The 26,186-nt window shown below is 61.6% G+C and carries 18 protein-coding genes, 4 tRNA genes and 1 rRNA gene; 3 read left to right on the forward strand and 20 right to left on the reverse strand.

Annotation, left to right across the window (positions count from 1 at the left end; genetic code table 11):
• Positions 1-21: 21 nt before the first annotated feature.
• From fusA to C0Z19_RS17535, 4 genes are all read right to left on the reverse strand, one after another.
• Positions 22-2,124 (reverse strand): elongation factor G, encoded by a 2,103-nt coding sequence (fusA, locus tag C0Z19_RS17520; protein ID WP_102611099.1) that lies wholly within the window; start codon positions 2,122-2,124, stop codon positions 22-24.
• A gap of 137 nt (positions 2,125-2,261) precedes the next feature.
• Positions 2,262-2,732, reverse strand: a complete 471-nt coding sequence (gene rpsG / locus C0Z19_RS17525; RefSeq protein WP_008343817.1) for a 30S ribosomal protein S7 — start codon at positions 2,730-2,732, stop codon at positions 2,262-2,264.
• 171 nt (positions 2,733-2,903) lie between these two features.
• Positions 2,904-3,284: a 30S ribosomal protein S12 gene (gene rpsL / locus C0Z19_RS17530; RefSeq protein WP_102611100.1), complete on the reverse strand. Its 381-nt coding sequence runs from the start codon at positions 3,282-3,284 to the stop codon at positions 2,904-2,906.
• 205 nt (positions 3,285-3,489) lie between these two features.
• Positions 3,490-4,194: a FadR/GntR family transcriptional regulator gene (locus C0Z19_RS17535; RefSeq protein WP_102611128.1), complete on the reverse strand. Its 705-nt coding sequence runs from the start codon at positions 4,192-4,194 to the stop codon at positions 3,490-3,492.
• 212 nt (positions 4,195-4,406) lie between these two features.
• On the opposite strand from C0Z19_RS17535, the gene C0Z19_RS17540 reads away from it, so the two are divergent.
• Genes C0Z19_RS17540 through C0Z19_RS17550 form a run of 3 tightly spaced genes read left to right on the forward strand, consistent with a single transcriptional unit; the run spans position 4,407 to position 7,317 of the window.
• On the forward strand, positions 4,407-5,732 hold the full coding sequence (locus C0Z19_RS17540; protein WP_102611101.1) for a C4-dicarboxylate transporter DctA: 1,326 nt from the start codon (positions 4,407-4,409) through the stop codon (positions 5,730-5,732).
• Between the two features lie 48 nt (positions 5,733-5,780).
• Positions 5,781-6,797 carry an allantoicase gene (gene alc, locus C0Z19_RS17545; protein WP_102611102.1) on the forward strand — a complete coding sequence of 339 codons (1,017 nt, stop codon included), beginning with the start codon at positions 5,781-5,783 and terminating at the stop codon, positions 6,795-6,797.
• A gap of 10 nt (positions 6,798-6,807) precedes the next feature.
• The gene (locus tag C0Z19_RS17550; RefSeq protein WP_102611103.1) at positions 6,808-7,317 is read left to right on the forward strand and encodes an ureidoglycolate lyase; all 510 of its coding nucleotides are present in this window, start codon (positions 6,808-6,810) and stop codon (positions 7,315-7,317) included.
• A 132-nt stretch (positions 7,318-7,449) separates the two neighbouring features.
• Here the strand turns inward: C0Z19_RS17550 and C0Z19_RS17555 are convergent, their stop codons facing one another.
• The 16 genes from C0Z19_RS17555 to rrf form a co-directional block, all read right to left on the reverse strand.
• Positions 7,450-9,537, reverse strand: a complete 2,088-nt coding sequence (locus C0Z19_RS17555; RefSeq protein WP_146012089.1) for a hypothetical protein — start codon at positions 9,535-9,537, stop codon at positions 7,450-7,452.
• A 266-nt stretch (positions 9,538-9,803) separates the two neighbouring features.
• Complete coding sequence (gene recQ / locus C0Z19_RS17560; RefSeq protein WP_102611105.1) at positions 9,804-11,651, reverse strand: DNA helicase RecQ; 1,848 nt, start codon at positions 11,649-11,651, stop codon at positions 9,804-9,806.
• Between the two features lie 267 nt (positions 11,652-11,918).
• Complete coding sequence (gene rpoC / locus C0Z19_RS17565; protein WP_102611106.1) at positions 11,919-16,178, reverse strand: DNA-directed RNA polymerase subunit beta'; 4,260 nt, start codon at positions 16,176-16,178, stop codon at positions 11,919-11,921.
• A gap of 21 nt (positions 16,179-16,199) precedes the next feature.
• Positions 16,200-20,306, reverse strand: a complete 4,107-nt coding sequence (gene rpoB, locus C0Z19_RS17570; RefSeq protein ID WP_102611107.1) for a DNA-directed RNA polymerase subunit beta — start codon at positions 20,304-20,306, stop codon at positions 16,200-16,202.
• Between the two features lie 383 nt (positions 20,307-20,689).
• A complete protein-coding gene (gene rplL, locus C0Z19_RS17575) occupies positions 20,690-21,067 on the reverse strand; it encodes a 50S ribosomal protein L7/L12 (protein WP_035988792.1) in 378 nt (125 codons plus the stop codon).
• Positions 21,068-21,145: 78 nt separating this feature from the next.
• Positions 21,146-21,643 carry a 50S ribosomal protein L10 gene (gene rplJ, locus C0Z19_RS17580; RefSeq protein WP_102611108.1) on the reverse strand — a complete coding sequence of 166 codons (498 nt, stop codon included), beginning with the start codon at positions 21,641-21,643 and terminating at the stop codon, positions 21,146-21,148.
• Positions 21,644-21,956: 313 nt separating this feature from the next.
• Positions 21,957-22,655, reverse strand: coding sequence for a 50S ribosomal protein L1 (rplA, locus tag C0Z19_RS17590; RefSeq protein WP_102611110.1), 699 nt, complete (start codon positions 22,653-22,655; stop codon positions 21,957-21,959).
• A complete protein-coding gene (gene rplK, locus C0Z19_RS17595; RefSeq protein ID WP_102611111.1) occupies positions 22,656-23,087 on the reverse strand; it encodes a 50S ribosomal protein L11 in 432 nt (143 codons plus the stop codon).
• 155 nt (positions 23,088-23,242) lie between these two features.
• On the reverse strand, positions 23,243-23,800 hold the full coding sequence (nusG, locus tag C0Z19_RS17600) for a transcription termination/antitermination protein NusG (RefSeq protein WP_102611112.1): 558 nt from the start codon (positions 23,798-23,800) through the stop codon (positions 23,243-23,245).
• 1 nt (position 23,801) lies between these two features.
• The gene (gene secE / locus C0Z19_RS17605) at positions 23,802-24,182 is read right to left on the reverse strand and encodes a preprotein translocase subunit SecE (protein ID WP_102611113.1); all 381 of its coding nucleotides are present in this window, start codon (positions 24,180-24,182) and stop codon (positions 23,802-23,804) included.
• A gap of 35 nt (positions 24,183-24,217) precedes the next feature.
• Positions 24,218-24,293 (reverse strand) — tRNA-Trp (locus tag C0Z19_RS17610).
• A gap of 63 nt (positions 24,294-24,356) precedes the next feature.
• Complete coding sequence (gene tuf / locus C0Z19_RS17615; RefSeq protein ID WP_102611098.1) at positions 24,357-25,547, reverse strand: elongation factor Tu; 1,191 nt, start codon at positions 25,545-25,547, stop codon at positions 24,357-24,359.
• A gap of 62 nt (positions 25,548-25,609) precedes the next feature.
• Positions 25,610-25,684: transfer RNA gene (locus C0Z19_RS17620), tRNA-Thr, on the reverse strand.
• Positions 25,685-25,699: 15 nt separating this feature from the next.
• Positions 25,700-25,773: transfer RNA gene (locus C0Z19_RS17625), tRNA-Gly, on the reverse strand.
• 43 nt (positions 25,774-25,816) lie between these two features.
• Positions 25,817-25,902, reverse strand: a tRNA-Tyr gene (locus C0Z19_RS17630).
• Between the two features lie 160 nt (positions 25,903-26,062).
• Positions 26,063-26,175: ribosomal RNA gene (gene rrf / locus C0Z19_RS17635) — 5S ribosomal RNA — on the reverse strand.
• Positions 26,176-26,186: the final 11 nt, after the last annotated feature.

Genomic DNA, 26,186 nt, shown 5'->3' on the forward strand with positions numbered 1-26,186 from the left:
TCGATGAAAAAGCCGGGTGGCTTACTTCGCTTTCGCGCTGATGATCGCCTCAGCGACGTTGCGCGGCGCTTCGGAGTAATGCTTGAACTCCATCGTGTACGTCGCACGACCTTGCGTAAGCGAGCGCAGCGAAGTGGAGTAGCCGAACATTTCCGACAGCGGCACTTCGGCGCGGACGATCTTGCCGCCGCCGACCATGTCTTCCATACCTTGGACGATACCGCGACGGCCCGACAAGTCGCCCATCACGTTGCCCATGTAGTCTTCCGGCGTTTCGACTTCCACTGCCATCATCGGTTCGAGGATGACGGGGCTCGCCTTGCGCATCGCGTCCTTGAAGGCCATCGAGCCGGCCATACGGAACGCGTTTTCGTTCGAGTCCACGTCGTGGTACGAACCGAACGTCAGATGCACCTTGACGTCCACCACCGGGAAGCCAGCCAGCACGCCGCTCTTGAGCGTGTCCTGGATACCCTTGTCGACCGCCGGGATGTATTCGCGAGGAATGACACCGCCCTTGATCTCGTCGAGGAACTGGTAGCCCTTGCCTTGCTCGTTCGGCTCGAGCGTGATGACCGCGTGACCGTATTGGCCGCGACCGCCCGACTGCTTGACGAACTTGCCTTCGACATCGGCGGCCGTCGAGCGGATCGTTTCGCGATACGCCACCTGCGGCTTGCCAACGGTCGCTTCCACGCCGAATTCGCGCTTCATACGGTCGACGAGAATTTCGAGGTGCAGCTCGCCCATACCCGAGATGATCGTCTGACCCGATTCTTCGTCCGTTTGGACGCGGAACGACGGATCTTCCTGAGCCAGGCGATTGAGGGCGAGGCCCATCTTTTCCTGGTCGGCCTTCGTCTTCGGCTCGACGGCCTGCGAGATCACGGGCTCCGGGAACACCATGCGCTCGAGCACGATCGGGTGCTGCGGATCGCAGAGCGTGTCGCCCGTCGTTGCTTCCTTCAAGCCCACCGCCGCAGCGATATCGCCCGCGCGCACTTCCTTGATTTCCTCGCGCTGGTTCGCGTGCATCTGCAGAATCCGGCCCAGACGCTCCTTCTTGTCCTTGGTCGAGTTCAGGACCGTGTCGCCCGAGTTGACGACGCCCGAATAGACGCGGAAGAAGATCAACTGACCGACGAACGGGTCCGTCATGATCTTGAACGCGAGCGCCGAGAACTTCTCGTCGTCGGCAGCCTTACGCTCGGCCGAATCGCCGTTTTCGAGTTCGCCCTTGACCGGCGGGATATCGACCGGCGACGGCAGGAAATCGATCACGGCGTCGAGCATGCGCTGCACGCCCTTGTTCTTGAACGCGGTGCCGCACAGCATCGGCTGGATTTCGCAGGCGATCGTACGGTCGCGCAGCGCCTTGACGATTTCGGCTTCGGACAGCTCTTCGCCGCCGAGGTACTTTTCCATCAGCTCTTCGCTGGCTTCGGCGGCCGACTCGATCATCTTCTCGCGCCACTCGTTGCAGGTATCGACGAGTTCAGCGGGGATATCGACGTAGTCGAACTTCGTGCCTTGCGACGCTTCGTCCCAAATGATCGCGCGCATCTTCAGGAGGTCGACGACGCCCTTGAAGTTTTCTTCCGAGCCGATCGGCACCACGACGGGCACCGGGTTCGCCTTCAGACGCGTCTTCAGTTGGTCGTAGACCTTGAAGAAGTTCGCACCGGTACGGTCCATCTTGTTGACGAACGCGAGACGCGGCACCTTGTACTTATTGGCCTGACGCCACACCGTTTCCGACTGCGGCTGCACGCCGCCCACGGCGCAGTAGACCATGCACGCGCCGTCGAGCACGCGCATCGAGCGCTCGACTTCAATCGTGAAGTCGACGTGACCCGGGGTGTCGATGATGTTGATGCGGTGTTCCGGATAGTTGCCGCCCATGCCCTTCCAGAAGGCAGTGGTAGCAGCGGACGTGATGGTGATGCCGCGCTCTTGCTCTTGCTCCATCCAGTCCATCGTCGCCGCACCGTCGTGAACTTCACCGATTTTGTGATTCACGCCGGTGTAGAACAAGATGCGCTCGGTCGTCGTCGTTTTGCCGGCGTCGATGTGAGCGCTAATACCGATGTTGCGGTAGCGCTCGATAGGTGTCTTACGAGCCACTTTGATCCTCTATTGGGATAGCGCGAAGAGCCTGTACTGTCTTCGCGCCCTAACACAAACGGGCGAGGCGCTTGATCAGCGCACCCGCCCGGAAATTTTCCGCTTTGCTTGAGCCGAGTCTTACAACGGGCCGAAGCTTAGAAACGGAAATGCGAGAACGCCTTGTTGGCTTCCGCCATCCGGTGGACTTCGTCGCGCTTCTTCATCGCGCCGCCGCGACCTTCCGCGGCTTCTTGCAACTCACCGGCCAGACGCAGAGCCATCGACTTCTCACTGCGCTTCTTCGCGGCCTCACGCAACCAACGCATCGCCAATGCCATACGACGCGACGGACGCACTTCGACCGGAACCTGGTAGTTCGCCCCGCCAACGCGGCGGCTCTTCACTTCGACCACCGGCTTGACGTTGTTGAGCGCCACCGTGAACACTTCCAGCGGGTCCTTGCCACCCTTGGTCTGGATCTGTTCGAAAGCGCCATAAACGATACGCTCGGCAACCGACTTCTTGCCCGAGAGCATCAACACGTTCATGAACTTAGCTACATCAACGTTACCGAACTTCGGATCCGGCAACACTTCCCGCTTGGGAACTTCGCGACGACGCGGCATGTTTCTTCCTTTGACTTTTCAGTTGGAGCTCAGTCATGAGCCCCGCGGCCACCAACTAACCCGATCCATCTTTGACGACTAACCAGCTTGGCCGGGTGACCACTTACTCGACAGCACCGGCAATTCCGGCACCACCGCCTAATGACTTCGACAGGCGAATGACCTGCCTGCTTACTTACCAGCCTTGGCGCGCTTCGCACCGTACTTCGAGCGAGCCTGCTTACGATCCTTGACGCCCTGCGTATCGAGCGAACCGCGGACCATGTGGTAGCGCACACCCGGCAAGTCCTTCACACGACCGCCGCGAATCAGCACGACCGAGTGTTCCTGCAGGTTGTGGCCTTCACCACCGATATACGAAATGACTTCGAAGCCGTTCGTCAGACGAACCTTGGCGACTTTACGCAGCGCCGAGTTCGGCTTCTTCGGCGTCGTCGTGTACACACGCGTGCATACACCACGACGCTGAGGGCAGTCCTGCAAGGCCGGGCTCTTGCTCTTCGTCGTTTCCGACTCGCGGCCTTTGCGAACCAGTTGATTGATGGTTGGCATTGTGTATTCCCGAAATTGAACAAAAACAGCACACCACCAGCCGGGCAAAGCGGCTTGCGATGCGTGTCAAACTTCCCGCCTGACTCGACGCGAGGTTCACCCACGCATGGGCGGACCCTCGGCCACAAAGCCAAGAACAGGAACCCAGCATGATAATGCGAAAAGATCAAGCGCGTCAATAGGTTGCGGGTCTTCGGGTCGCGATTCAGCGCCCGTCAGTCCGTGGCGGCGCCGGAAAATGCACGCCGGCGCGCTGTGCAGCAGCCGTGATGTGCGCCTCGATGCTGCGCCCTGCCGCCTCGGAGTCGCGTGCCTTCAACGCGTCCAGAATCGCGCGATGTTCGCGATACGTCGATTGCAATAGCTCGCGCCGATAAAACGGCAAGCGCTGGCTCTCCTGCATGATTTCGCTGCTAGTGCGCAAGATTGCTTCGATGGCCTCGTTGCCGGCCACCGCCACGATGCGCATATGAAACTCAAAATCGAGACGGGCGGCCGTGTCGAGGTCGCCGTCCGTCAACGCCTCGTGCAAGCGAACCATGTTCTCCTCCAACGAGTCGATCATCTCGTCGGTCATCGCCAGCGCCGCCATGCGCGCCGCGAAACCTTCAAGCGCATAACGCACCTGGTAGGTGTCGGGCAGCGACGATTGCTCCGCGAAACGCCACGCCGGGCCGCTTTGAGCCCGCTCGCTTTGCACATACACGCCTTTGCCCGCGCGGATCGTCAACATGCCGAGCGCCTCCAGCGTCGAAAGCGCCTCGCGCAACGCGGCCCGGCTGATGTCCAGTTCCTCCGAAAGCTGCCGTTGCGCGGGCAGCGTGCTGCCCACCGGATACTCGCCGCGCTCGATGCGCTCGCGGATCGTCTCTGTCGCGGCTTCGGTCACCGTCTGTGTCGTGCTTCTCATCGTGCAGAAGAATCGCCTGGTCGGACCAGCATTGTAGCGCGCCGCAGGCCAGAGCCTGCGCGCGGCGCTCATCCGCCCTCCCTTCGACGGGTATACCACTACGCTTTCCATGCTTGACGCGACTATATCGGTTTCCTAATCTTCGCCATAAGTTGTCCGGTCTTACCAGTTAGACCAGACACGTTCTGCCCGCAACCGTCCTGGAGAAAGCCGTGCTCAGATTCATCAATTCGCTGTTCGGCCGCGTCATGATCGCGCTCGTGGCCGGGGTCGCAATCGGCGCGCTGTTCCCGCATTTCGCGCAGTCGCTCAGGCCGTTCGGAGACGGCTTTCTCAAATTGATCACGATGGTGATCGCGCCGATCGTCTTTTGCGTGGTGGTGAGCGGGATCGCCAGCGCGGGCAATCTGAAGAAGGTGGGCCGCGTGGGCGGCAAAGCCATCGTCTACTTCGAGATCATGACGTCGATCGCGCTGATGATCGGCGCCGCGCTCGCGCTCGTGCTCAAGCCCGGCGCCGGAATGAATGTCGACGTTCGCGCGCTCGATGTGCAAGCGTTGACCACCTACACCGACCACGCGAAGAGCTTGAAGGACGTCGCGGCATTTTTGCTGAAAATCATCCCGAGCACGGCGTTCGATGCGTTCGCCAAAGGCGACATCCTGCAAGTGCTCGTGTTCGCCGTGCTGTTCGGCTCGGCGCTTTCGCTGCTCGGTGACAAAGCCAAGCGCGTGAGTTCGCTGATCGATGAGCTCGCGCAAGTGTTCTTCCGCATCATGGGCTTCATCATCAAGCTGGCGCCGCTAGGTGTGCTAGGCGCCATCGCGTTCACCACCGGCACCTATGGCGTTGCCTCGCTCCAGCAACTGGGTCTGCTCGTGCTCGTGTTCTATGCGAGCTGTCTGCTGTTCGTCGTGCTCGTGCTCGGTGTCGTCATGCGGCTGGCCGGGTTCAACGTCTTCAAGTTGATCCGCTACCTGCGGGAAGAACTCGTGATCGTGCTTGGCACGGCGTCGTCCGACGCGGTGCTGCCGCAAGTCATGCGCAAGCTCGAATGGATGGGCGTCAAGGATTCGACGGTCGGCCTCGTGATCCCCACCGGCTACTCGTTCAACCTCGACGGCTTCTCGATCTATTTAACGCTCGCCGTACTGTTCATCGCCCAAGCGACCAACACGCCGCTGTCGATGCACGACCTGATTGTCGTGATCCTGATATCGCTTGTGACGTCCAAGGGCGCGCATGGCATCCCCGGCTCCGCCATCGTCATTTTGGCGGCCACATTGTCCGCGATTCCCGCGATCCCCGTACTGGGCCTCGTGCTGATTCTTCCGGTGGATTGGTTCGCGGGCATTGCACGCGCCGCCACCAACCTGATCGGCAATTGCGTGGCGACTGTGGTCGTCGCGGCCTGGGAGCGCGACATCGACCGTGCGCGCGCTCATCGCGTACTGAACCAGGATCCCGACGTGCTCTTCTTGCAGGACGCGCAAGCGCCGGAAGTGGCAACGCCCGCTCATGGCGCCGCCGCGATTTGACGGCGGTGCAGCCGCCCCGACTCTCTCTGAACAACCGATCAATCCGCCATGGCTATCCCGACGCTCGACCCCAACGCCCCCGCTTTCACACGCCGATGTCTGAATCTGGCGGATCCGCGCCTCGGCGCAAAAGCGCTTGCCGCCAGCGATGAGTTTTTCGCGCCGAAAGAGCGCATGCTCGATCCCGAGCCAGCCGTCTTCGTTCCCGGGAAGTACGACGATCACGGCAAATGGATGGACGGGTGGGAGACGCGCCGCAAGCGCACGACGGGCCAGGACTGGTGCGTCGTCAAGCTGGCACGCCGTGGCACGATCGAAGGCGTCGATGTCGACACGAGCCACTTCACGGGTAACTTCCCGCCCGCCGCATCAATCGAAGGCTGTGCAAGCATGACAGAGATGCCGCCCGACGACGCTCAATGGCACACCCTGGTTGAGCCGACCGCCCTACACGGCAACCAGCATCACTACCTCCCGGTACACCATAGCGCAACGTTTACGCACATCCGCATCACACTGTTTCCCGACGGCGGCGTGGCCAGGCTGCGCGTCTATGGCAGACCCGCGCTGGAGCAATCGCCCGCATCGCCCGCCGAGGGCGGCCTGTTCGACCTTGCGGCTGCCGTCAACGGTGCGCACGTCGTATGCGCGAACAATCAGCATTTCGGGTTGGCCGCCAATATGCTGATGCCGGGCCGCGGCGCGAACATGGGCGATGGGTGGGAAACGCGCCGCCGGCGTGAACCCGGCAATGACTGGGCCATCGTCGCGCTCGCGCGGCCGGGCGTGATCCGCAAGATCGAGGTCGACACCGCCTTCTTCAAAGGTAACTACCCCGATCGTTGTTCTCTACAGGCGGCCTTTGTCGCGGGCGGCACCGACGAATCGCTCGTCACGCAAGCGATGTTTTGGCCCGTCCTGCTCCCCGAACAACCGCTGCAGATGGACCACCAGCATGTCTATGAGCGCGAGCTCGCCGAGATCGGCGCGGTCACGCACGTGCGGTTCAATATCTTTCCTGACGGTGGAGTGTCGCGGCTTCGTCTCTGGGGCAATCTGGCGTAAGGACACAACGATGAACCGCACCCTGCGCATCGAACCGCTCACACGCGACGCGTTCGCGCCGTTCGGCGACGTTATCGCCCTCGACGGCGCACGCCATTTCCCGATCAACGGCGGTACGACCGAACGCTTTCACGATCTGGCGACGATCGATGTCAACGATGCCGGCGGGCGACCGCTCGTCAACATTTTGCGCGGGCAGCCACGAACGCTACCGTTCGAGGTTGCAATGATGGAGCGCCACCCGCTCGGCAGCCAGGCGTTCATTCCGCTCGGAATCGTCAGGTATCTGGTCGTCGTGGCGCCGGCCGGGCCCTTCGACGAGCGGCAGTTGCGCGCCTTCTCGATCGAAGGCCGCGAGGGCGTGAACTATGCGCGCGGCGTCTGGCATCACCCGCTGATTGCGCTCGATGCCGTTGCCGATTTCCTCGTCATCGACCGCGGCGGGCTCCAGCCCAATTGCGACGAGATCGAACTGGCGCAACCGTACCGGCTCGCCTTCGAGGAGGTCGTCGCGACATAATCTGATCGCAACGCGAGGACGTGGCACACAGGGGGGGAGCGCTTCGACTTCGATCGGGCTACGCAGCGGCTGGCGGCGGACTAGAATCGACGGGGGGCTCGGATTGCGCCCCCGCCGCTCGCGCCAAAGACACTAATCCTGCGGACCGAATCCATCGCGGACAGCATGCCCAAGCCGAACGATGATGTCCAAGGCGCCTCCGGTTCCGGAGGGGGCGGAATGGAGCTGGAATTCGTAGCCGGTCGGCGTGCGCCCCAGGGACGCGGCAACCGAATCGGCCAGTTGCGCCAGCCTCGTCGTCTCAGGCCGACCGCCTTCCGAGAAGACCCGCCAAGCATCCGCGTCCTTGGTGCCGGGAAAGACAATGGATGTAATGCCCGCTGTCCGAGGATCCTGCTTGAGCATGAGCGACAACATGTCAGCGGGCGGCAGCTCGCCGGCACGAAGATCGGTGACATCGGCGGCCGATCCGCCGTCCGCCGCGGGCTTCAATTCAATACGGGCGTGGATGTGCGGATCCCGCGCCTCGAGGTTCAGCCACAGTTCCGCATAACCATCGGGTGTGCGCTGCATATCTTTCTTCGCGAACCAGGTTTCGATCGGGAGCCCACTTTCCGAGGCCGGAATGAACCTGCCTGGACTGATGCCCGGAACGAACGGGAGGGGACCGGTGCGCGCTACGGATGACACGGGATCGCGAAGGATCCTGACCAGCGGCAAGACGTCGAGCGCCATATGCTCCGACCCGGGAACGACGTAAAAGCCGCTCCTCAGGTGATACGCGAGCGCGACCTTGTTGTGAGGTGCAACGACCCCATGGATCGGCTTGGTCGAATCTGCCCATTTCAGAAAGCCATCCGTCAAACGCTGCGCCAAGCCGCTGGCTTTGATCCCTTCCTCGATATAGAGCGTCGTGTACCATTGCTCCCCGTCCGCGTTGATCTCGCCGCCGACCACCCCGATGGTCCTCCATTGGCCATCTTGATCTGGAACGCTGAGCTTTCTCCAATAGGACGAGTCCGGGTTCGTCTGATTTGCCAGGAACTTTTCTGGCATCCAGGTCGGGGCGACCTCCTCTCGAAGAATCTTTGCGCGGGCCGCGGTCCATTCGAGCGGGACACCCGCCATTGGGTCTGTGTTGGCGCCGATATTGCCCGACCCTATGAGTTCGGCGATCCTGTCCATATCCGAGACGGTCGGATCCGACAGCTGGAAGAGTTGCACCGAGTCCGACCGCTCGGCCGGTCCGCTGATTTCGGCCCATATTTCATGGCTGCCGGGCGGCAGCGTGACATACCCCCCCAAATCCCCCGCTGGTACGGTCAACGCGCTCCCCTCCTTGCCGCGCAGGATGACTGTTCCCGGCTCGGCGCCGGCCTCCACGCGGGCAAGACTATCCAGGTCGAATGGACGCGGCGCGTGTGCAGCCGCCTTGGCGCTATCCACAGTGGCATGGGCGGCGAGATCCCCCACCTCCGCCGCATGGGCCGCGGCCAAATCGCTTTTCGCTACCAGCGCCGCCCCTTCGGTCGCTTTCGCGGCATCGCCTGCACCGCCGGGGATGAACAGGCTCGCAAGATCGAATAGGCCGCGACCGCTCGCTTCGCCCTCATCACCATGTGTCCAATCGTCGATCTCCGGCTGCACCAAAGACTTCGCTGTTTTTACATCGTCGCGCACCCCGCTCGGGCCGCTGAACAGGATGGCGCCTGGCACCGAGGCGTCGACGCTCAGCTTGCCGATTTTCAGCAGCCCCATCCCGGTGGCTTTGAGCTCCTGGGCCGCCCGGGCCGTACCCTTTGGATCGATGATGGCGAGAGGTACCGCCGTAATCGGGTCGAACCGCGCCACGTCGACGGCGAGCTTGCCCGTATCGACGACCGCCTCCTTAGGAGCGTCCCAGAAAAACCCCTTTAAGAATCCCAGCGCCTGATGCTCGATCTGGGACGCGATGCCGGGATGGGACGGTGCTTTGTGAGACGGCTTATCCTTCCCGGCCGGTTCCGACGCCATGGGCTTGCCAAGCGACGTGGGTTCGGCGCTCATGCTCAGCCGGTAAGCCGTCTTGCCGGCATCGTCATTCGCATAGGGTACCGGCGGTGGCGGCAACTGATCGAGCGTCGATGGTAGCGATGGCGAGGGATGTAGAGGAAGCTGGAAAGGCGCTAACGGTGAACTGGATGAAAGCGGCGCGCAGCCGGCATCGTCGGCGATTCGCATGGTCGTTCCTTTTGCAGTGGCGAGACAGCATGTAAAAGCTTCTCAAATGCTCGGACATGAGAAAGTTTCGCCTCATGGCCCGATGAAGTGCCGCAGGTTCTTTCTTCGAATTGGACGACGCTTCTCGCGAGTAGTAACGTCAATCCGCCCAGCTTGACGGGCTGCCTGATCGGCAAGCCGTCGCATCCCATCCGTGGTGAAAGATGGCCTTGACAGCTGCCAGGAAAGTTTAGGAATCCGGTATGCAGACAGCTTCGGTGGCGCACTCAATCCGCTCCCACCACCTCCAGCAACTCGTCTCCAAATCGCTCGAGCTTGCGCGCGCCGATACCGGGGATATGGCGAAGGTCGTCGATCGTATCGGGCGCCGAGCGCGCAATTTCAGCCAGAGTGGCATCGTGAAAAATCACGTAGGCCGGCACGCCGTCGCTCTTGGCCGTATCCGTACGCCATGCGCGTAGCCGGTCCCAGCGCGCGCGCTCGCGCGGCCCCATACCTGCCGTCGGGTCGGCCCGCCCGCTGGCACGGGAAGAAGCTTGCCGCGTACGCGTCGGTTTCACGTATCGGCGCAAGGTGACACTTTGCTCTCCCTTGAGCACCGGCTTGCTCGATTCGGTCAACATGAACGCGCCGAAGCCGTCGTGATCGACCGTCAAATAGCCGTATGCGACGAGCTGCCGGAAGACCCCGCGCCATTCTGGCTCGGATAACTCCGCCCCGATGCCGAACGTGCTCAGCGTGTCATGCCCGCGTTCGCGCACCTTTTCGGTTTGGTTGCCGCGCAAAATGTCGATCAGGTGGCCAGCGCCGAAATGGAATCCGCTCGCGCGGCGCGCACGGAAAACGCACGACAGAGCCATTTGTGCTTCGCGGCTGGCGTCCCAGGTGGCCGGCGGCTCGAGGCAGGTGTCGCAATTGCCGCATGGCTTGCTCGCTTCGCCGAAATACGACAGCAAGCGCACCCGTCGGCAAGCAGCCGTCTCACACAGCCCAAGCAGCGCGTCAAGCTTGCTCGTCTGCACCCGCTTGTGCGTTTCGTCGGCCTCCGACTCGTCGATCATCTTGCGCTGTTGAACCACGTCGCCCAGCCCATACGCCATCCAGGCATTCGCCGGCAACCCATCGCGGCCGGCGCGGCCGGTCTCCTGGTAATACCCTTCAACACTTTTGGGCAAATCGAGGTGGGCGACAAAACGCACGTCAGGCTTGTCGATGCCCATGCCGAACGCGATCGTCGCGCAAATGACGACGCCCTCTTCGCGCTGAAAGATTTCCTGGTGACGCTGCCGCGTTTCGAAGTCCATCCCCGCGTGATAAGGCAGCGCACGAACACCTTGTGTCTTCAGCCAATCCGCCGTTTCCTCGACCTTGCGGCGCGACAGGCAATAGATGACGCCGGCATCGGTCGTGCCGTCATCGTTCGTGTGCTCGGCGCGAATGAAGTCGAGCAACTGCGAGCGCGCGTTGTCCTTTTCGACGATGCGATAGCGAATGTTGGGCCGATCGAAGCTCGATATGAACACCCGTGCTTCGTCGAGCGCAAGGCGATGGACGATCTCGTCGCGCGTAATCGCGTCGGCCGTTGCGGTCAGTGCGATGCGGGGGACCGAAGGAAATCGTTCGTGCAGCACCGATAGCTGCATGTATTCGGGGCGGAAGTCGTGCCCCCATTGAGAGACGCAATGCGCTTCGTCAATCGCGAACAAGCCGATGCGCGCACGCTCGAGCAGTTCGAGAAAGCGCGGCGTCATCAAACGCTCGGGCGCGACATAAAGCAGGTCGAGATCACCGTCGCGCAGCGCGCGTTCGGTGGCCGCTGCTTCTGCGCCCGTGAGTGTCGAATTCAAATAGGCGGCGCGCACGCCCAGTTCCTTCATCGCGGCCACCTGATCCTGCATCAACGCGATCAGCGGAGAGACGACGACACCCGCCCCAAGGCCCGCTTCGCGGCGCACGAGCGACGGGATTTGATAGCAAAGCGATTTGCCGCCGCCCGTGGGCATCAGCACGAGGCAATCGCCGCCGTCCGCGACATGTTCGACGATGTCGCGCTGCTGCCCCCGGAAGGCGGGATATCCGAAGACTTCGTTGAGAATTTCTAGAGCACGCGACATGTAGGCAGTAGGAACGGCAAACGGCAGATGGACGCAATTCTACCAACCAGCCCGCGTATCCAGATGCCCGCCGGACAACGTTGGCCGTTCGGCCGAAGAATGCGCGTACCGCGCGAACCGCCGCTTCGAGGAAAGCGGTGCCGAATGATTGAGCGGCGCCTTGCACGCCAGGCGCACATAAAAAAAAGCCCGGTAGAAACCGGGCAGTTTTTGTGCCAGTGAAGGCTGAGCGGTGCGCAGAGAGAGCGGCGCAAGCGCCGCTCGCCCTTACTCCGCCGAGTGCGGTTGATGCGGCTCGTCGGTCGGCGTTTCGGCTGCCGGTGCCTCGGGCGTACCGAACTCGAACGCCTCTTCCGCGGCGATCTGGTCGAAACGCTCGCGATCCGACGATTCCTTCGCCTTGCGTGCCTTGTGGAACGACAGGCCCGTACCGGCCGGGATCAAACGGCCGACGATCACGTTTTCCTTCAGGCCACGCAGATCGTCGCGCTTGCCCATGATCGCCGCTTCGGTCAGCACGCGCGTCGTTTCCTGGAACGATGCCGCCGAGATGAACGAATCGGTCGACAGCGACGCCTTCGTAATACCGAGCAACACGTTCTCGTACGAAGCCGGACGCTTGTCCTCTGCGACCATCCGATCGTTCTCGTCGAGCATGTCCGACCGCTCGACTTGTTCGCCCGGGATGAAGCGCGTATCACCGTTGTCGGTGATCTGCACGCGGCGCAGCATCTGACGCACGATCACTTCGATGTGCTTGTCGTTGATCTTCACGCCCTGCAGACGGTACACGTCCTGCACTTCGTCGACGATGTAGCGCGACAGCGCCTCGATACCCTGCAGACGCAGGATGTCGTGCGGATCGGCCGGACCGTCCACGATCATTTCGCCCTTGTTGACGACCTGACCATCGTGGACCAGCACCTGCTTTTCCTTCGCGATCAGGAACTCGTGCTGGTTGCCCTCGAGATCCGTGATGACGAGACGCTGCTTGCCCTTCGTATCCTTACCGAACGACACGGTACCCGTGACTTCGGCCAGGATGCCCGCATCCTTCGGCGAACGCGCTTCGAACAGCTCGGCCACGCGCGGCAGACCACCGGTAATGTCACGCGTCTTCTGGGATTCCGTCGGAATCCGCGCGAGCACCTCACCGACCTGCACTTGCTGGCCGTCCTTCACCGTAATCAGCGCGCCAACCTGGAAGCCGATCTGCACCGAGTGCTCGGTGCCCGGGATCTTCACTTCCTCGCCGCTTGCGTCGAGCAGCTTCACCTGCGGACGAACGCTCTTGCTGGCTTGCGAACCGCGGCGCTTCACGTCGATCACGACGAGCGTCGAAAGCCCCGTCACGTCGTCGATCTGCTTGGCAACCGTCACGCCTTCTTCGACGTTCTCGAACTTCACCGTACCGCCGTACTCGGTGATGATCGGACGCGTGAGCGGATCCCACGTCGCCAGTTGCGTACCGGCCTTGACCGTCACACCGTCGAGCTGCAGCAGCGTGGCGCCGTACGGCACCTTGTGACGCTCGCGCTCGCGACCGTGATCGTCGGTGATCATCGCTTCGCCCGAACGCGAGATGACGATCTGCTCGCCCTTCGCATTCGTGACATAACGCATCGTGGCCGTAAAGCGCACCGTACCGTTGCTCTTCGCTTCGACCGACGAAGCCACTGCCGCACGCGACGCCGCACCACCGATGTGGAACGTACGCATCGTGAGCTGCGTGCCCGGTTCGCCGATCGACTGCGCCGCGATCACGCCAACCGCTTCGCCGACGTTCACGAGCGAGCCGCGGCCGAGGTCGCGGCCGTAGCACGACGCGCACAGACCGTAACGCGTTTCGCAGGTAAGCGGCGTGCGCACGCGCACTTCGTCGATGCCGAGGCGCTCGATCTCTTCCACGGCCGTTTCATCGAGCAGCGTGCCCGCTTCGTAAAGCGTCTCTTGCGACTCGGGGTTGACGACATCGGCCGTCGCGACACGACCGAGAATCCGGTCGCGCAGCGCTTCGACGACTTCACCGCCTTCCACGAGCGCCTTCATCGCCACGCCGTTGCTCGTGCCGCAATCCTCTTCGGTCACGACGAGATCCTGCGTCACGTCGACGAGACGACGCGTCAGGTAACCCGAGTTCGCCGTCTTCAACGCCGTATCGGCCAGACCCTTACGCGCGCCGTGCGTCGAGATGAAGTACTGCAGCACGTTCAGGCCTTCGCGGAAGTTCGCCGTAATCGGCGTCTCGATGATCGAGCCATCCGGCTTGGCCATCAGGCCCCGCATACCGGCGAGCTGACGAATCTGCACCGCCGAGCCGCGAGCGCCCGAGTCGGCCATCATGTAGATCGAGTTGAACGACTCCTGACGCACTTCCTTGCCGTCGCGATCGATCACGGGCTCGGTCGAGAGCTGTTCCATCATCGCCTTGCCGACCGCTTCCGACGTGGCCGACCAGATATCGACGACGTTGTTGTAGCGTTCTTGCGCGGTGACGAGGCCCGACATGTACTGACGGTCGTACTCCTTCACCTTCTTCGCGGCGTCGCCGACGATGACTTCCTTCTGCGGCGGCACGAGCATGTCGTCCACGCAGATGGAGATACCGGCGCGCGTCGCCAAACGGAAGCCCGACTGCATCAGCTGATCGGCGAAGACCACCGTCGCACGCAGACCGCACTTGCGGAACGCCGTGTTGATCAGGCGCGAGATTTCCTTCTTCTTCAGCGGCTTGTTCAGCACCGAGAACGGCAGACCCGGCGGGAGAATTTCCGACAGGATCGCGCGGCCGACCGTCGTCGCATAGAGCGAGATCTTCGGCACGAACTTCGGCGCGCCTTCGGACGTGTCCTCGTTCGCCACCATTTCGGTGATACGGACGTTCACGCGCGAGGCGAGTTCGACTTCCTTGTTCTCGTAGGCGCGCAGCACTTCCGACACGCCCGTGAAGGACATGCCTTCGCCCTTGCCGTTGACGGCTTCACGCGTCGCGTAGTACAGGCCGAGCACGATATCCTGCGACGGCACGATCGACGGATCGCCGTTGGCCGGGAACAGGATGTTGTTCGACGCGAGCATGAGCGTACGCGCTTCCATCTGCGCTTCGAGCGACAGCGGCACGTGAACGGCCATCTGGTCGCCGTCGAAGTCGGCGTTGAACGCCGCGCAGACGAGCGGGTGCAGCTGAATCGCCTTGCCTTCGATCAGCACAGGCTCGAACGCCTGAATACCGAGACGGTGCAGCGTCGGCGCGCGGTTCAGCATCACCGGATGCTCGCGGATCACCTCTTCGAGGATGTCCCACACCACCGCGGTCTGGTTCTCGACTTCCTTCTTCGCCGCCTTGATGGTCGTCGCGACGCCCATCACTTCAAGCTTGTTGAAGATGAACGGCTTGAACAACTCGAGCGCCATCAGCTTGGGCAGACCGCACTGGTGCAGCTTCAGCGTCGGACCCACCACGATGACCGAACGACCCGAGTAGTCGACGCGCTTACCGAGCAGGTTCTGACGGAAGCGACCGCCCTTACCCTTGATCATGTCGGCGAGCGACTTCAGCGGACGCTTGTTCGCACCCGTCATCGCCTTGCCGCGACGGCCGTTGTCGAGCAGCGAATCGACGGCCTCTTGCAGCATCCGCTTTTCGTTGCGGACGATGATTTCGGGTGCCTTGAGCTCGAGCAGACGCTTCAACCGGTTGTTACGGTTGATGACGCGACGATAGAGGTCGTTCAGGTCCGACGTGGCGAAACGACCGCCATCGAGCGGAACGAGCGGACGCAGCTCGGGCGGCAGCACCGGCAGCACTTCGAGCACCATCCATTCGGGCTTGATGCCCGAACGTTGGAAGGCCTCGAGCACCTTCAGGCGCTTGGCGTACTTCTTGATCTTCGCTTCCGAACCCGTGTTCTTGAGCTCGGTGCGCAGCGTCTCGACCTGCTCGTCGATGTTGATCGCGCGCAGCAGTTCGCGCACGCCTTCCGCGCCCATCTCGGCGCGGAATTCGTCACCGTACTCTTCGACCTTGTTGTAGTAATCCTCTTCGGTCATGATCTGACGCGCCTTGAGCGGCGTCATGCCCGGATCGATCACCACGTACGCTTCGAAGTACAGCACGCGCTCGATGTCGCGCAACGTCATGTCGAGCACCATGCCCAGACGCGACGGCAGCGACTTCAAGAACCAGATGTGCGCGACGGGCGAGGCGAGCTCGATGTGCCCCATGCGCTCGCGACGCACCTTGGCGAGCGTCACTTCGACGCCGCACTTCTCGCAGATCACGCCACGATGCTTCAGGCGCTTGTACTTGCCGCACAGGCATTCGTAGTCTTTGATCGGCCCGAAGATCTTCGCGCAGAACAAGCCGTCCCGCTCGGGCTTGAACGTACGATAGTTGATCGTCTCGGGCTTCTTGACTTCGCCGAACGACCACGAACGGATCTTGTCCGGCGAGGCCAGACCGATCTTGATCGCGTCGAAAACTTCTTCTTGTTGGACTTGCTTGAATAGATCGAGCAGAGCTTTCATTGCCTTCTCTCCGTAGTCCGATTAGTTGCGGTCGAGGTCGATGTCGATGCCGAGCGAGCGGATTTCCTTCACCAACACGTTGAAGGATTCCGGCATGCCCGCGTCGATCACGTGGTCGCCCTTGACGAGGTTCTCGTACACCTTCGTCCGGCCCGTCACGTCATCGGACTTCACCGTCAACATTTCCTGCAGCACATACGAAGCGCCATACGCCTCGAGCGCCCACACTTCCATTTCACCGAAGCGCTGACCACCGAATTGCGCCTTACCACCCAGCGGCTGCTGCGTCACGAGCGAGTACGGGCCCGTCGAACGCGCGTGCATCTTGTCGTCCACCAAGTGGTGCAGCTTCAGGTAGTGCATGTAGCCCACGGTGACCGTACGCTCGAATGCTTCACCCGTGCGGCCGTCGTACAGACGCACCTGATTCTTCGACTTCGTCATGCCGAGGTTCTCGGCGATCTCGTCCGGGAAGGCGAGGTCGAGCATCTTCGACATTTCCTCTTCCGTCGCACCGTCGAACACCGGCGTCGCGAACGGCACGCCTTCGCGCAGGTTCTTCGCGAGTTCGACGATGTCGTCGTCCGAGAAACTCTCGAGCTCTTCCTGGCGGCCCGACTCGTTATAGAGCTTGGTCAGGAACACGCGCAGCTCTTCGACCTTGGCCTGACGCTGCAGCATTTCGCCGATACGCCAGCCGAGACCCTTCGCGGCCCAGCCCAGATGCACTTCGAGCACCTGACCCACGTTCATCCGCGACGGCACGCCGAGCGGATTGAGCACGACGTCGGCAGGACGGCCATCGGCCATGTAGGGCATGTCTTCAATCGGAACGATCTTCGACACGACACCCTTGTTACCGTGACGGCCGGCCATCTTGTCGCCAGGCTGCAGACGACGCTTGACGGCCAGGTACACCTTGACCATCTTGAGCACGCCCGGGGGCAGCTCGTCGCCTTGCGTGAGCTTCTTGCGCTTTTCTTCGAAAGCGAGGTCGAACTGGTGACGCTTCTCTTCGATCGAGTTTTTGATCGCTTCGAGCTGCGCCGCGGCGTCCTCGTCGGCCAGACGAATATCGAACCAGTGGTAGTGGTCGAGATCCGACAGGTACGCCTGGTCGATCTTCGTGCCCTTCGCGAGCTTCTTCGGACCGCCGTTTGCGACCTTGCCTTCGAGCATGCGGGCGAGACGCTGGAAGGCGTCGCCTTCAACGATACGCAGCTGGTCGTTCAGGTCGAGGCGATAGCGCTTCAGTTCATCGTCGATGATCTGCTGCGCACGCTTGTCGCGCTGAATGCCTTCGCGCGTGAACACTTGCACGTCGATGACCGTACCGCTCATGCCCGAGGGCACGCGCAGCGAGGTGTCCTTCACGTCGGACGCCTTCTCGCCGAAGATCGCGCGCAGCAGCTTCTCTTCAGGCGTCAATTGCGTTTCGCCCTTCGGCGTGACCTTGCCGACGAGCACGTCGCCCGCTTCGACTTCGGCGCCGATGTAGACGATGCCCGACTCGTCGAGACGGCCAAGCTGGACTTCCGCCAGATTCGAGATGTCGCGCGTGATTTCCTCAGGTCCGAGCTTCGTGTCGCGAGCGACGACGTTGAGCTCTTCGATGTGGATCGACGTATAGCGATCGTCGGCCACGACCTTCTCGGAGATCAGGATCGAGTCTTCGAAGTTGTAGCCGTTCCACGGCATGAACGCGACGAGCATGTTCTGGCCGAGCGCGAGCTCGCCCAGATCCGTCGAAGCGCCGTCCGCGAGGACGTCGCCGCGCGCAACCATGTCGCCCACCTTGACGATCGGGCGCTGGTTGATGTTCGTGTTCTGGTTCGAACGCGTGTACTTGATCAGGTTGTAGATGTCGACACCGACTTCACCGGCCACGGCTTCGTCGTCGTTCACGCGAATGACGATACGGCCCGCGTCGACGTAATCGACGACACCGCCACGCAGCGCTTGCACCGTGGTGCCCGAGTCGACCGCGACCGTACGCTCGATGCCCGTACCGACGACCGGCTTCTCAGGACGCAGACACGGCACGGCCTGACGCTGCATGTTCGAGCCCATCAACGCGCGGTTCGCGTCGTCGTGCTCGAGGAACGGGATCAGCGAGGCGGCAACCGAGACGATCTGCGACGGCGCCACGTCCATGTACTGGATGCGGTCCGGCGTGACCATCAGCGTTTCGCCCGCTTCGCGCGACGAGACGAGTTCGTCGGTCAGCGTGCCGTCGTCAGCCACCGCCGCGTTCGCCTGGGCGATCACGTAGCGGCCTTCTTCGATCGCCGACAGATAGTCGATCTGGTCGGTCACTTTGCCGTCCGCGACCTTCCGGTACGGCGTTTCGAGGAAGCCGTACTCGTTCAGGTGCGCGTAAAGCGCGAGCGAGTTGATCAGACCGATGTTCGGGCCTTCCGGCGTCTCGATCGGGCAGACGCGGCCGTAGTGGGTCGGATGCACGTCGCGCACTTCGAAGCCTGCGCGCTCGCGCGTCAGACCACCCGGGCCCAGTGCGGACACGCGACGCTTGTGCGTGATTTCCGACAGCGGGTTGGTTTGGTCCATGAACTGCGACAGCTGCGACGAACCGAAGAACTCACGGATAGCCGACGAAATCGGCTTCGAGTTGATCAGATCGTGCGGCATCAGGTTTTCGCTTTCGGCTTGGCCGAGGCGTTCCTTCACCGCACGCTCGACGCGCACGAGACCGGCGCGGAATTGGTTTTCCGCGAGTTCGCCCACGCAACGCACGCGACGATTGCCGAGGTGATCGATGTCGTCGACTTCGCCCTTGCCGTTGCGCAGCTCGACGAGGATCTTGATCGTCGCCAGGATGTCGTCGTCCTGCAGCGTCATCGGGCCCGTGATCTCGTCACGGCCGACACGGCGGTTGAACTTCATACGGCCGACCTTGGACAGGTCGTACGCGTCTTCGCTGTAGAACAGACGGTTGAACAAAGCCTCGACCGCTTCTTCGGTCGGCGGCTCGCCCGGACGCATCATGCGGTAAATCGCGATGCGTGCGGCCATCCTGTCGGTCGTTTCGTCGATGCGCAGCGTTGACGAGATGTACGGCCCCTGGTCCAGATCGTTCGTGTAGAGCGTCTGGATATCCTTGACCTTGGCCTCGCGCAGCTTTTCGAGCGTGCTTTCGGTGATCTCGTCATTCGCGTTCGCGATGACCTCGCCCGTTTCGCCGTCGATGACGTTCTTCGCGAGCACCCGGCCGAGCAGGTAGTCCTCGGGCACCGAGATGAACTTCGTCTTGGCGTTTTCGAGGTCGCGGATGTGCTTTGCGTTGATCCGCTTGTCCTTTTGGACAATGACGTTGCCGTCGCGATCGGTGATATCGAAACGCGCGACTTCGCCGCGCAGACGCTCGGGCACGAACTCCATCTGCGCGCCTTCACCCATCAGCGTGAAGTTGTCGAAGACGAAGAAGTTCGCGAGGATCTGTTCGGGCGAGAGGCCGATTGCCTTGAGCAGGATCGTGACCGGCATCTTGCGGCGGCGGTCGACGCGGAAGTAGAGGATGTCCTTCGGATCGAATTCGAAGTCGAGCCACGAGCCGCGGTACGGAATGATCCGTGCCGAGAACAGCAGCTTGCCCGAGCTGTGCGTCTTGCCCTTGTCGTGTTCGAAGAACACGCCAGGCGAGCGGTGCAGCTGCGAGACGATGACACGTTCGGTGCCGTTGATGACAAACGAGCCGGTCGGCGTCATGAGCGGAATTTCGCCCATGTAGACTTCCTGCTCCTTCACTTCCTTGACGACGGGCTTGCTCGGCGATTCCTTGTCGAGCAGCACAAGGCGCACTTTGGCGCGCAAGGCCGAGCAGTAGGTGAGGCCGCGCTGCTGGCATTCCTTGATGTTGAACGCCGGCGGCGACAACGCGTAGCTCACGAACTCGAGGCGCGCGAAACCGTTGTGCGAGACGATCGGGAAAACGGACGTGAACGCAGCCTGCAGACCCTCGGGTTTGCGAGCATTTGCGAGCACGTCAGCTTGCAGAAACGTGCTGAATGATTCAAGCTGGGTGGCCAGCAGGAAAGGTACTTGGTGAACGATGGGGCGCTTCGCAAAACTCTTACGAATGCGCTTCTTCTCGGTGAAGGAATATTGCATACGATCTCCGAATCACGGCGGGCATGGTGTCGAGGCTAGGCGCCAGGATGAGACAACCCGAGTGTTCACCGACTGAGACCCGATGGCCGTCCTGAGGCTTGAACGAGCCTAGAAGCTTGGTGGTTGGCCGCTACCAACCGCTGGCTGACGGCAGCGGATGCCTGTGTTGCCCGCTGCCCGACCAAACTTGCCTTCTGCAGTCGCTTCAGAAGACAAAGAGAAGTGCCGGTCGTTCGACACCCGAGGGTGCGACGAGAGGCAATTTTCTTTGGCCTCTGGGGCCATGTTCCGGGCCCCGAGACGCCGGGCCAAAACAAAGTCCCACAAAAGCACAAAAAGGCTGGCGGTGGAAAACCGCCAGCCTGCGCTCAACGCGAGGGGCTTTACTTGATTTCAGCCTTCGCGCCGGCTTCTTCCAGCTTCTTCTTCGCTTCTTCAGCAGCAGCCTTGGGCACCGCTTCCTTCACGGGCTTCGGTGCGCCGTCGACCAGATCCTTCGCTTCCTTCAGGCCGAGACCCGTCAGTTCGCGAACGGCCTTAATGACGGAAACCTTGTTTGCGCCGGTTTCGGTCAGGATCACCGTGAATTCCGTTTGCTCTTCGGCAGCAGCTGCGCCGCCGCCAGCGCCCGCCGGGCCCGCCACTGCGACAGCAGCAGCCGACACGCCGAACTTCTCTTCGAACGCCTTGACGAGTTCGTTCAGTTCCAGAACCGACATCGCGCCAACGGCTTCGAGGATGTCTTCTTTTGCGATTGCCATTTGAAATACTCCTAAATTGAATTCGGATACAGCCAGCGACCGGTTACGCTCGACCGGAGTGCGCCATGCACCGCCTGCTTAGGCGGCTTCGCCCTGCTTCTTCTCGGCGAGCGCGGCGAGCGCGCGCGCGAAGCCCGAAACAGGCGCTTGCATGACGAACAACAGCTTGGAGAGCAGCTCCTCACGGCTCGGGATGTTGGCAAGCGCTTGCACGCCAGCCTTGTCCATCACCTTGCCTTCGTATGAGCCAGCCTTGATGATCAACTTGTCATTGCTTTTGCCGAAGTCGTTGACGACCTTGGCGGCGGCAATGGCATCTTCCGAGATGCCGTAGATCAGAGGACCGGTCATCTGCTCAGCCAACGGAGCGAACGGCGTACCTTCCACGGCGCGACGCGCCAGCGTGTTTTTCAACACGCGCAGGTACACCTGCTGCTCGCGTGCTTTCGCACGCAGCTTCGTCAGATCGCCAACCGTGATCCCACGATACTCGGCCAACACCATGGTCTGGGCCTTCGCGACTTGCGCGGAAACCTCAGCCACGACGGCCTGCTTATCTTCTTTGTTCAGTGGCACGGTTAACCTCCAGATTCGATGTATCGAACGGCTAAGCCCGATACACCGCGTTCAACAACGGCGTCCGAGGGTTAGGAGTATTTCGACCATCGGCGCCACGCATCGCTGCGCAACGCCCATGAACTCAATGACTGCAAAACTTTTTCGGGTTCGCCATCTGCGTTGGCTCGCATTAAGGAAACGCCCGACTGCTGCGCTTCCGCCAACGGTCTTTGACAACCGGCCGCGTGAAGCTTGACGCCACCCGCGACCGCCCAAAGCCCTTTCATACCGCCGCGGCCCGTGACATCGGAACGCGGCGCGATTGATTCTGTTACTGCGCTGCGAGCGACCCTTGGTCGACACGCACGCCCACGCCCATCGTGCTCGACAGGGCGATCTTGCGCAGATACACGCCCTTGCTCGTCGCGGGCTTTGCCTTCTGCAACGCTTCGACGAGCGCCGACAAGTTCGTCCGCAGCGCTGCCGGTTCGAACGAGGCACGGCCGATCGTCGCGTGGATGATGCCTGCCTTGTCGACGCGGAACTGCACCTGACCGGCCTTGGCGTTCTTGACGGCCGTGGCGACATCGGGGGTGACCGTGCCGACCTTCGGGTTCGGCATCAAGCCGCGCGGGCCGAGGATCTGGCCCAAGGTGCCGACGATACGCATCGTGTCCGGGGAAGCGATCACGACGTCGAAATTCAGGTTACCGCCCTTGATCTGCTCGGCGAGGTCTTCCATGCCGACGATTTCGGCGCCGGCGGCGCGGGCTTGCTCAGCCTTTTCGCCCTGCGCGAACACAGCGACGCGCACCGACTTACCGGTACCGGCGGGCAACACGACCGAGCCGCGAACGACCTGATCCGACTTCTTCGCATCGATACCGAGCTGAACGGCGACGTCGATCGACTCGTCGAACTTTGCCGTGGCGCATCCCTTCACGAGCGACAGCGCTTCGTCGACCGGGTACAGCTTTTGACGATCGATCTTGTTTGCGAATGCTTGCAGACGCTTGGAAACCTTAGCCATTTACACGCCCTCCACGGTGATGCCCATCGAGCGGGCGCTGCCGGCGATCGTACGAACCGCGGCGTCCAAGTCGGCCGCCGTAAGGTCAGGCATCTTCGCCTTGGCGATATCTTCGGCTTGTGCGCGCGTGATCTTGCCGACCTTGTCGGTGTGCGGCTTGCTCGAGCCCTTGTCGATCTTCGCTGCCTTCTTGATGAGGACGGTAGCGGGGGGCGTCTTCAGGACAAACGTGAAGCTCTTGTCGGCGAACGCGGTGATCACGACGGGAACGGGCAGGCCCGGTTCCATCGCTTGGGTCTGCGCGTTGAACGCCTTGCAGAACTCCATGATGTTCAGGCCGCGCTGGCCCAGTGCCGGACCAACCGGCGGCGACGGGTTGGCTTTACCTGCAGGGATCTGCAGTTTGATAAAGCCGATGATTTTCTTTGCCATGTCGAAAACCTCGTTGGAACGCGTGAGCGTTCGGTGAGTAGTAGCGCGCGTTCACCGCGATCAACCTTGCGATTACTGGCGCTCCTCAACGGTCATGACGCGGACCGTAAGCGCGAAAGCGGACCGCCCGCTGCCGGGCGACCCGCTGGAATGAGTTACAGCTTTTCGACCTGCCCGAATTCCAATTCGACAGGCGTAGCGCGCCCGAAGATCGTGACCGACACGCGCACGCGCGATTTCTCGTAATTCACTTCTTCGACGCTGCCATTGAAGTCCGTGAACGGACCCTCCTTGACGCGGACCATCTCGCCCACCTCGAACAGCGTCTTCGGCCGCGGCTTCTCGACGCCTTCTTGCATTTGCGACATGATCTTCTCGACTTCCCGCGGGGAAATCGGGCTCGGCTTGTTGCGCGTGCCGCCGATGAAACCGGTTACCTTCGCCGTATTCTTGACGAGGTGCCACGTCTCATCCGTCATTTCCATCTCGACGAGAACATAGCCCGGGAAGAAACGGCGCTCGGTCACCGACTTGTGACCGCCCTTCACTTCCACAACTTCTTCGGTCGGAACAAGAATCTGACCGAACTTGTCTTGCATGCCTGCGCGCTCGATACGCTCTTGGAGCGCTCGCTGCACACTCTTCTCCATGCCGGAGTAGGCATGCACAACGTACCAACGCTTACCGCTCGGAGATGCCGGAGTATCGCTCATATCATTTCCAACCCAGAATCGCCGAGAAAATGACCCATTCGATGGACTTATCGCTGATCCACAGCAGCACCGCCATCACGAGCACGAAGCCGAAGACGACGAGCGTGGTTTGCGTTGCTTCCTTGCGAGTCGGCCAAACAACCTTGCGGACTTCTTTGTAGGAATCCTTGGCGAAAGCAATAAAGCCCTTACCAGGAGAGGACAGGAGACCAACAACAACACCGGCAGCGATGCCGACGACAAGCGCCGCGCCGCGCACATACCACTCCTGGCCACTCAGCCAGAAGAAACCCACGAATCCGGCCAAGACCAGCAGTACACCCGCGATAACCATCAACTTGTCGCTGGAAGTATCCACAGCTTCGACGGAAGGATTCGCCATAACACCTTAACGCGCGCCTGTGTGGCGCAGAATTTTGGCAGGGGCAGAGGGAATCGAACCCCCAACCTTCGGTTTTGGAGACCGACGCTCTGCCAGTTGAGCTATACCCCTAAACCATTTGGGGTCGGCCCTGCAGCCAACCCCGAAACCACAGACCAACGAGAATTAACTGGCTTACTCGATGATCTTCGCAACGACACCTGCGCCGACGGTACGGCCACCTTCGCGGATGGCGAAGCGCAGACCTTCTTCCATGGCGATCGGGGCGATCAGCTTGACCGTGATCGCCACGTTGTCGCCCGGCATCACCATTTCCTTGTCCTTCGGCAGCTCGATCGAGCCCGTCACGTCCGTCGTACGGAAGTAGAACTGCGGACGGTAGTTGTTGAAGAACGGCGTGTGACGGCCGCCTTCGTCCTTGCTCAGCACGTACACCTCAGCCGTGAAGTGCGTGTGCGGCGTGATCGAACCGGGCTTGGCCAACACCTGGCCGCGCTCCACGTCTTCGCGCTTCGTGCCGCGCAGCAGGATACCGACGTTGTCGCCCGCTTGACCTTGATCGAGCAGCTTGCGGAACATTTCCACGCCCGTGCAGGTCGTCTTCACCGTCGGCTTGATACCGACGATTTCGATTTCCTCGCCAACCTTGACCACGCCACGCTCGACACGACCCGTCACCACCGTACCGCGGCCCGAGATCGAGAACACGTCTTCCACCGGCATCAGGAACGCGCCGTCCACCGCGCGCTCCGGCGTCGGGATGTACGTATCGAGCGCATCGGCCAGGTTCATGATCGCCACTTCACCGAGCTCGCCCTTGTCGCCTTCCAGCGCCAGCTTGGCCGAACCCTTGATGATCGGCGTGTCGTCGCCCGGGAAGTCGTACTTCGAGAGCAGCTCGCGCACTTCCATTTCCACGAGCTCGAGCAGCTCGGCGTCGTCCACCATGTCGCACTTGTTCAGGAACACGATGATGTACGGCACGCCAACCTGACGGGCCAACAGGATGTGCTCGCGCGTTTGCGGCATCGGGCCGTCAGCGGCCGAACACACCAGGATCGCGCCGTCCATTTGCGCCGCGCCCGTGATCATGTTCTTCACGTAGTCGGCGTGGCCCGGGCAGTCAACGTGTGCGTAGTGACGGTTCGCCGTTTCGTATTCCACGTGCGCCGTGTTGATCGTGATGCCGCGCGCCTTTTCTTCCGGCGCCGCGTCGATCTGGTCGTACGCCTTCGCCTCGCCGCCGAACTTCGCCGTCAGCACCGTCGTGATCGCCGCCGTCAGCGTCGTCTTGCCATGATCCACGTGACCGATCGTGCCGACGTTCACGTGCGGCTTGGTCCGCTCAAACTTACCCTTGGCCATTTTCGACTCCTAAGAGGATTTTCAGTATGTTGCGCCGCACGCAAACAATCAATGACAACTACTGGTGCCCATGGGCAGGATCGAACTGCCGACCTCTCCCTTACCAAGGGAGTGCTCTACCACTGAGCCACATGGGCAGTACTTCTTGGCAATGGAGCGGGTGAAGGGAATCGAACCCTCGTCGTAAGCTTGGAAGGCTTCTGCTCTACCATTGAGCTACACCCGCTAGGGCCTTCGCGATTCCCTGCCGCACCACGGCATGCATATTCTGGTGGAGGAGGTTGGATTCGAACCAACGTAGGCGTAAGCCAACAGATTTACAGTCTGCCCCCTTTAGCCACTCGGGCACCCCTCCGCAGAGAACGGACGATTATGAAGGCCAAGGCACGCTTTGTCAAGCTTTGCGCACAGGCCTTGCTGGTCGACGCTCTCACTTATAGCGAGGCTTGTGCGCCACCAAAGCACAAACCCCCGAGAGCGCTATGACTGTCGGGGGTTTGGGTGCTACTAGAGGAGCCTGACGATTACCTACTTTCACACGGGAATCCGCACTATCATCGGCGTGGAGTCGTTTCACGGTCCTGTTCGGGATGGGAAGGGGTGGTACCAACTCGCTGTGGTCATCAGGCATAACTTGTT

Origin of the sequence: Trinickia soli (assembly GCF_002879855.1) — a bacterium.
In the GTDB taxonomy this organism is placed as follows: domain Bacteria; phylum Pseudomonadota; class Gammaproteobacteria; order Burkholderiales; family Burkholderiaceae; genus Trinickia; species Trinickia soli.

Bases quoted from the DNA above. Each gene is read 5' to 3' on its own strand.
- C0Z19_RS17535 (WP_102611128.1), bottom strand. From the start codon at position 4,194: ATGAGAAGCACGACACAGACGGTGACCGAAGCCGCGACAGAGACGATC.
- tuf (WP_102611098.1), bottom strand. From the start codon at position 25,547: ATGGCCAAGGGTAAGTTTGAGCGGACCAAGCCGCACGTGAACGTCGGC.
- rpsL (WP_102611100.1), bottom strand. From the start codon at position 3,284: ATGCCAACCATCAATCAACTGGTTCGCAAAGGCCGCGAGTCGGAAACG.
- nusG (WP_102611112.1), bottom strand. From the start codon at position 23,800: ATGAGCGATACTCCGGCATCTCCGAGCGGTAAGCGTTGGTACGTTGTG.
- rpoB (WP_102611107.1), bottom strand. From the start codon at position 20,306: ATGCAATATTCCTTCACCGAGAAGAAGCGCATTCGTAAGAGTTTTGCG.
- rplA (WP_102611110.1), bottom strand. From the start codon at position 22,655: ATGGCTAAGGTTTCCAAGCGTCTGCAAGCATTCGCAAACAAGATCGAT.
- recQ (WP_102611105.1), bottom strand. From the start codon at position 11,651: ATGTCGCGTGCTCTAGAAATTCTCAACGAAGTCTTCGGATATCCCGCC.
- alc (WP_102611102.1), top strand. From the start codon at position 5,781: ATGGCTATCCCGACGCTCGACCCCAACGCCCCCGCTTTCACACGCCGA.
- rpsG (WP_008343817.1), bottom strand. From the start codon at position 2,732: ATGCCGCGTCGTCGCGAAGTTCCCAAGCGGGAAGTGTTGCCGGATCCG.
- C0Z19_RS17555 (WP_146012089.1), bottom strand. From the start codon at position 9,537: ATGCGAATCGCCGACGATGCCGGCTGCGCGCCGCTTTCATCCAGTTCA.
- rplK (WP_102611111.1), bottom strand. From the start codon at position 23,087: ATGGCAAAGAAAATCATCGGCTTTATCAAACTGCAGATCCCTGCAGGT.
- C0Z19_RS17550 (WP_102611103.1), top strand. From the start codon at position 6,808: ATGAACCGCACCCTGCGCATCGAACCGCTCACACGCGACGCGTTCGCG.
- rpoC (WP_102611106.1), bottom strand. From the start codon at position 16,178: ATGAAAGCTCTGCTCGATCTATTCAAGCAAGTCCAACAAGAAGAAGTT.
- rplL (WP_035988792.1), bottom strand. From the start codon at position 21,067: ATGGCAATCGCAAAAGAAGACATCCTCGAAGCCGTTGGCGCGATGTCG.
- secE (WP_102611113.1), bottom strand. From the start codon at position 24,182: ATGGCGAATCCTTCCGTCGAAGCTGTGGATACTTCCAGCGACAAGTTG.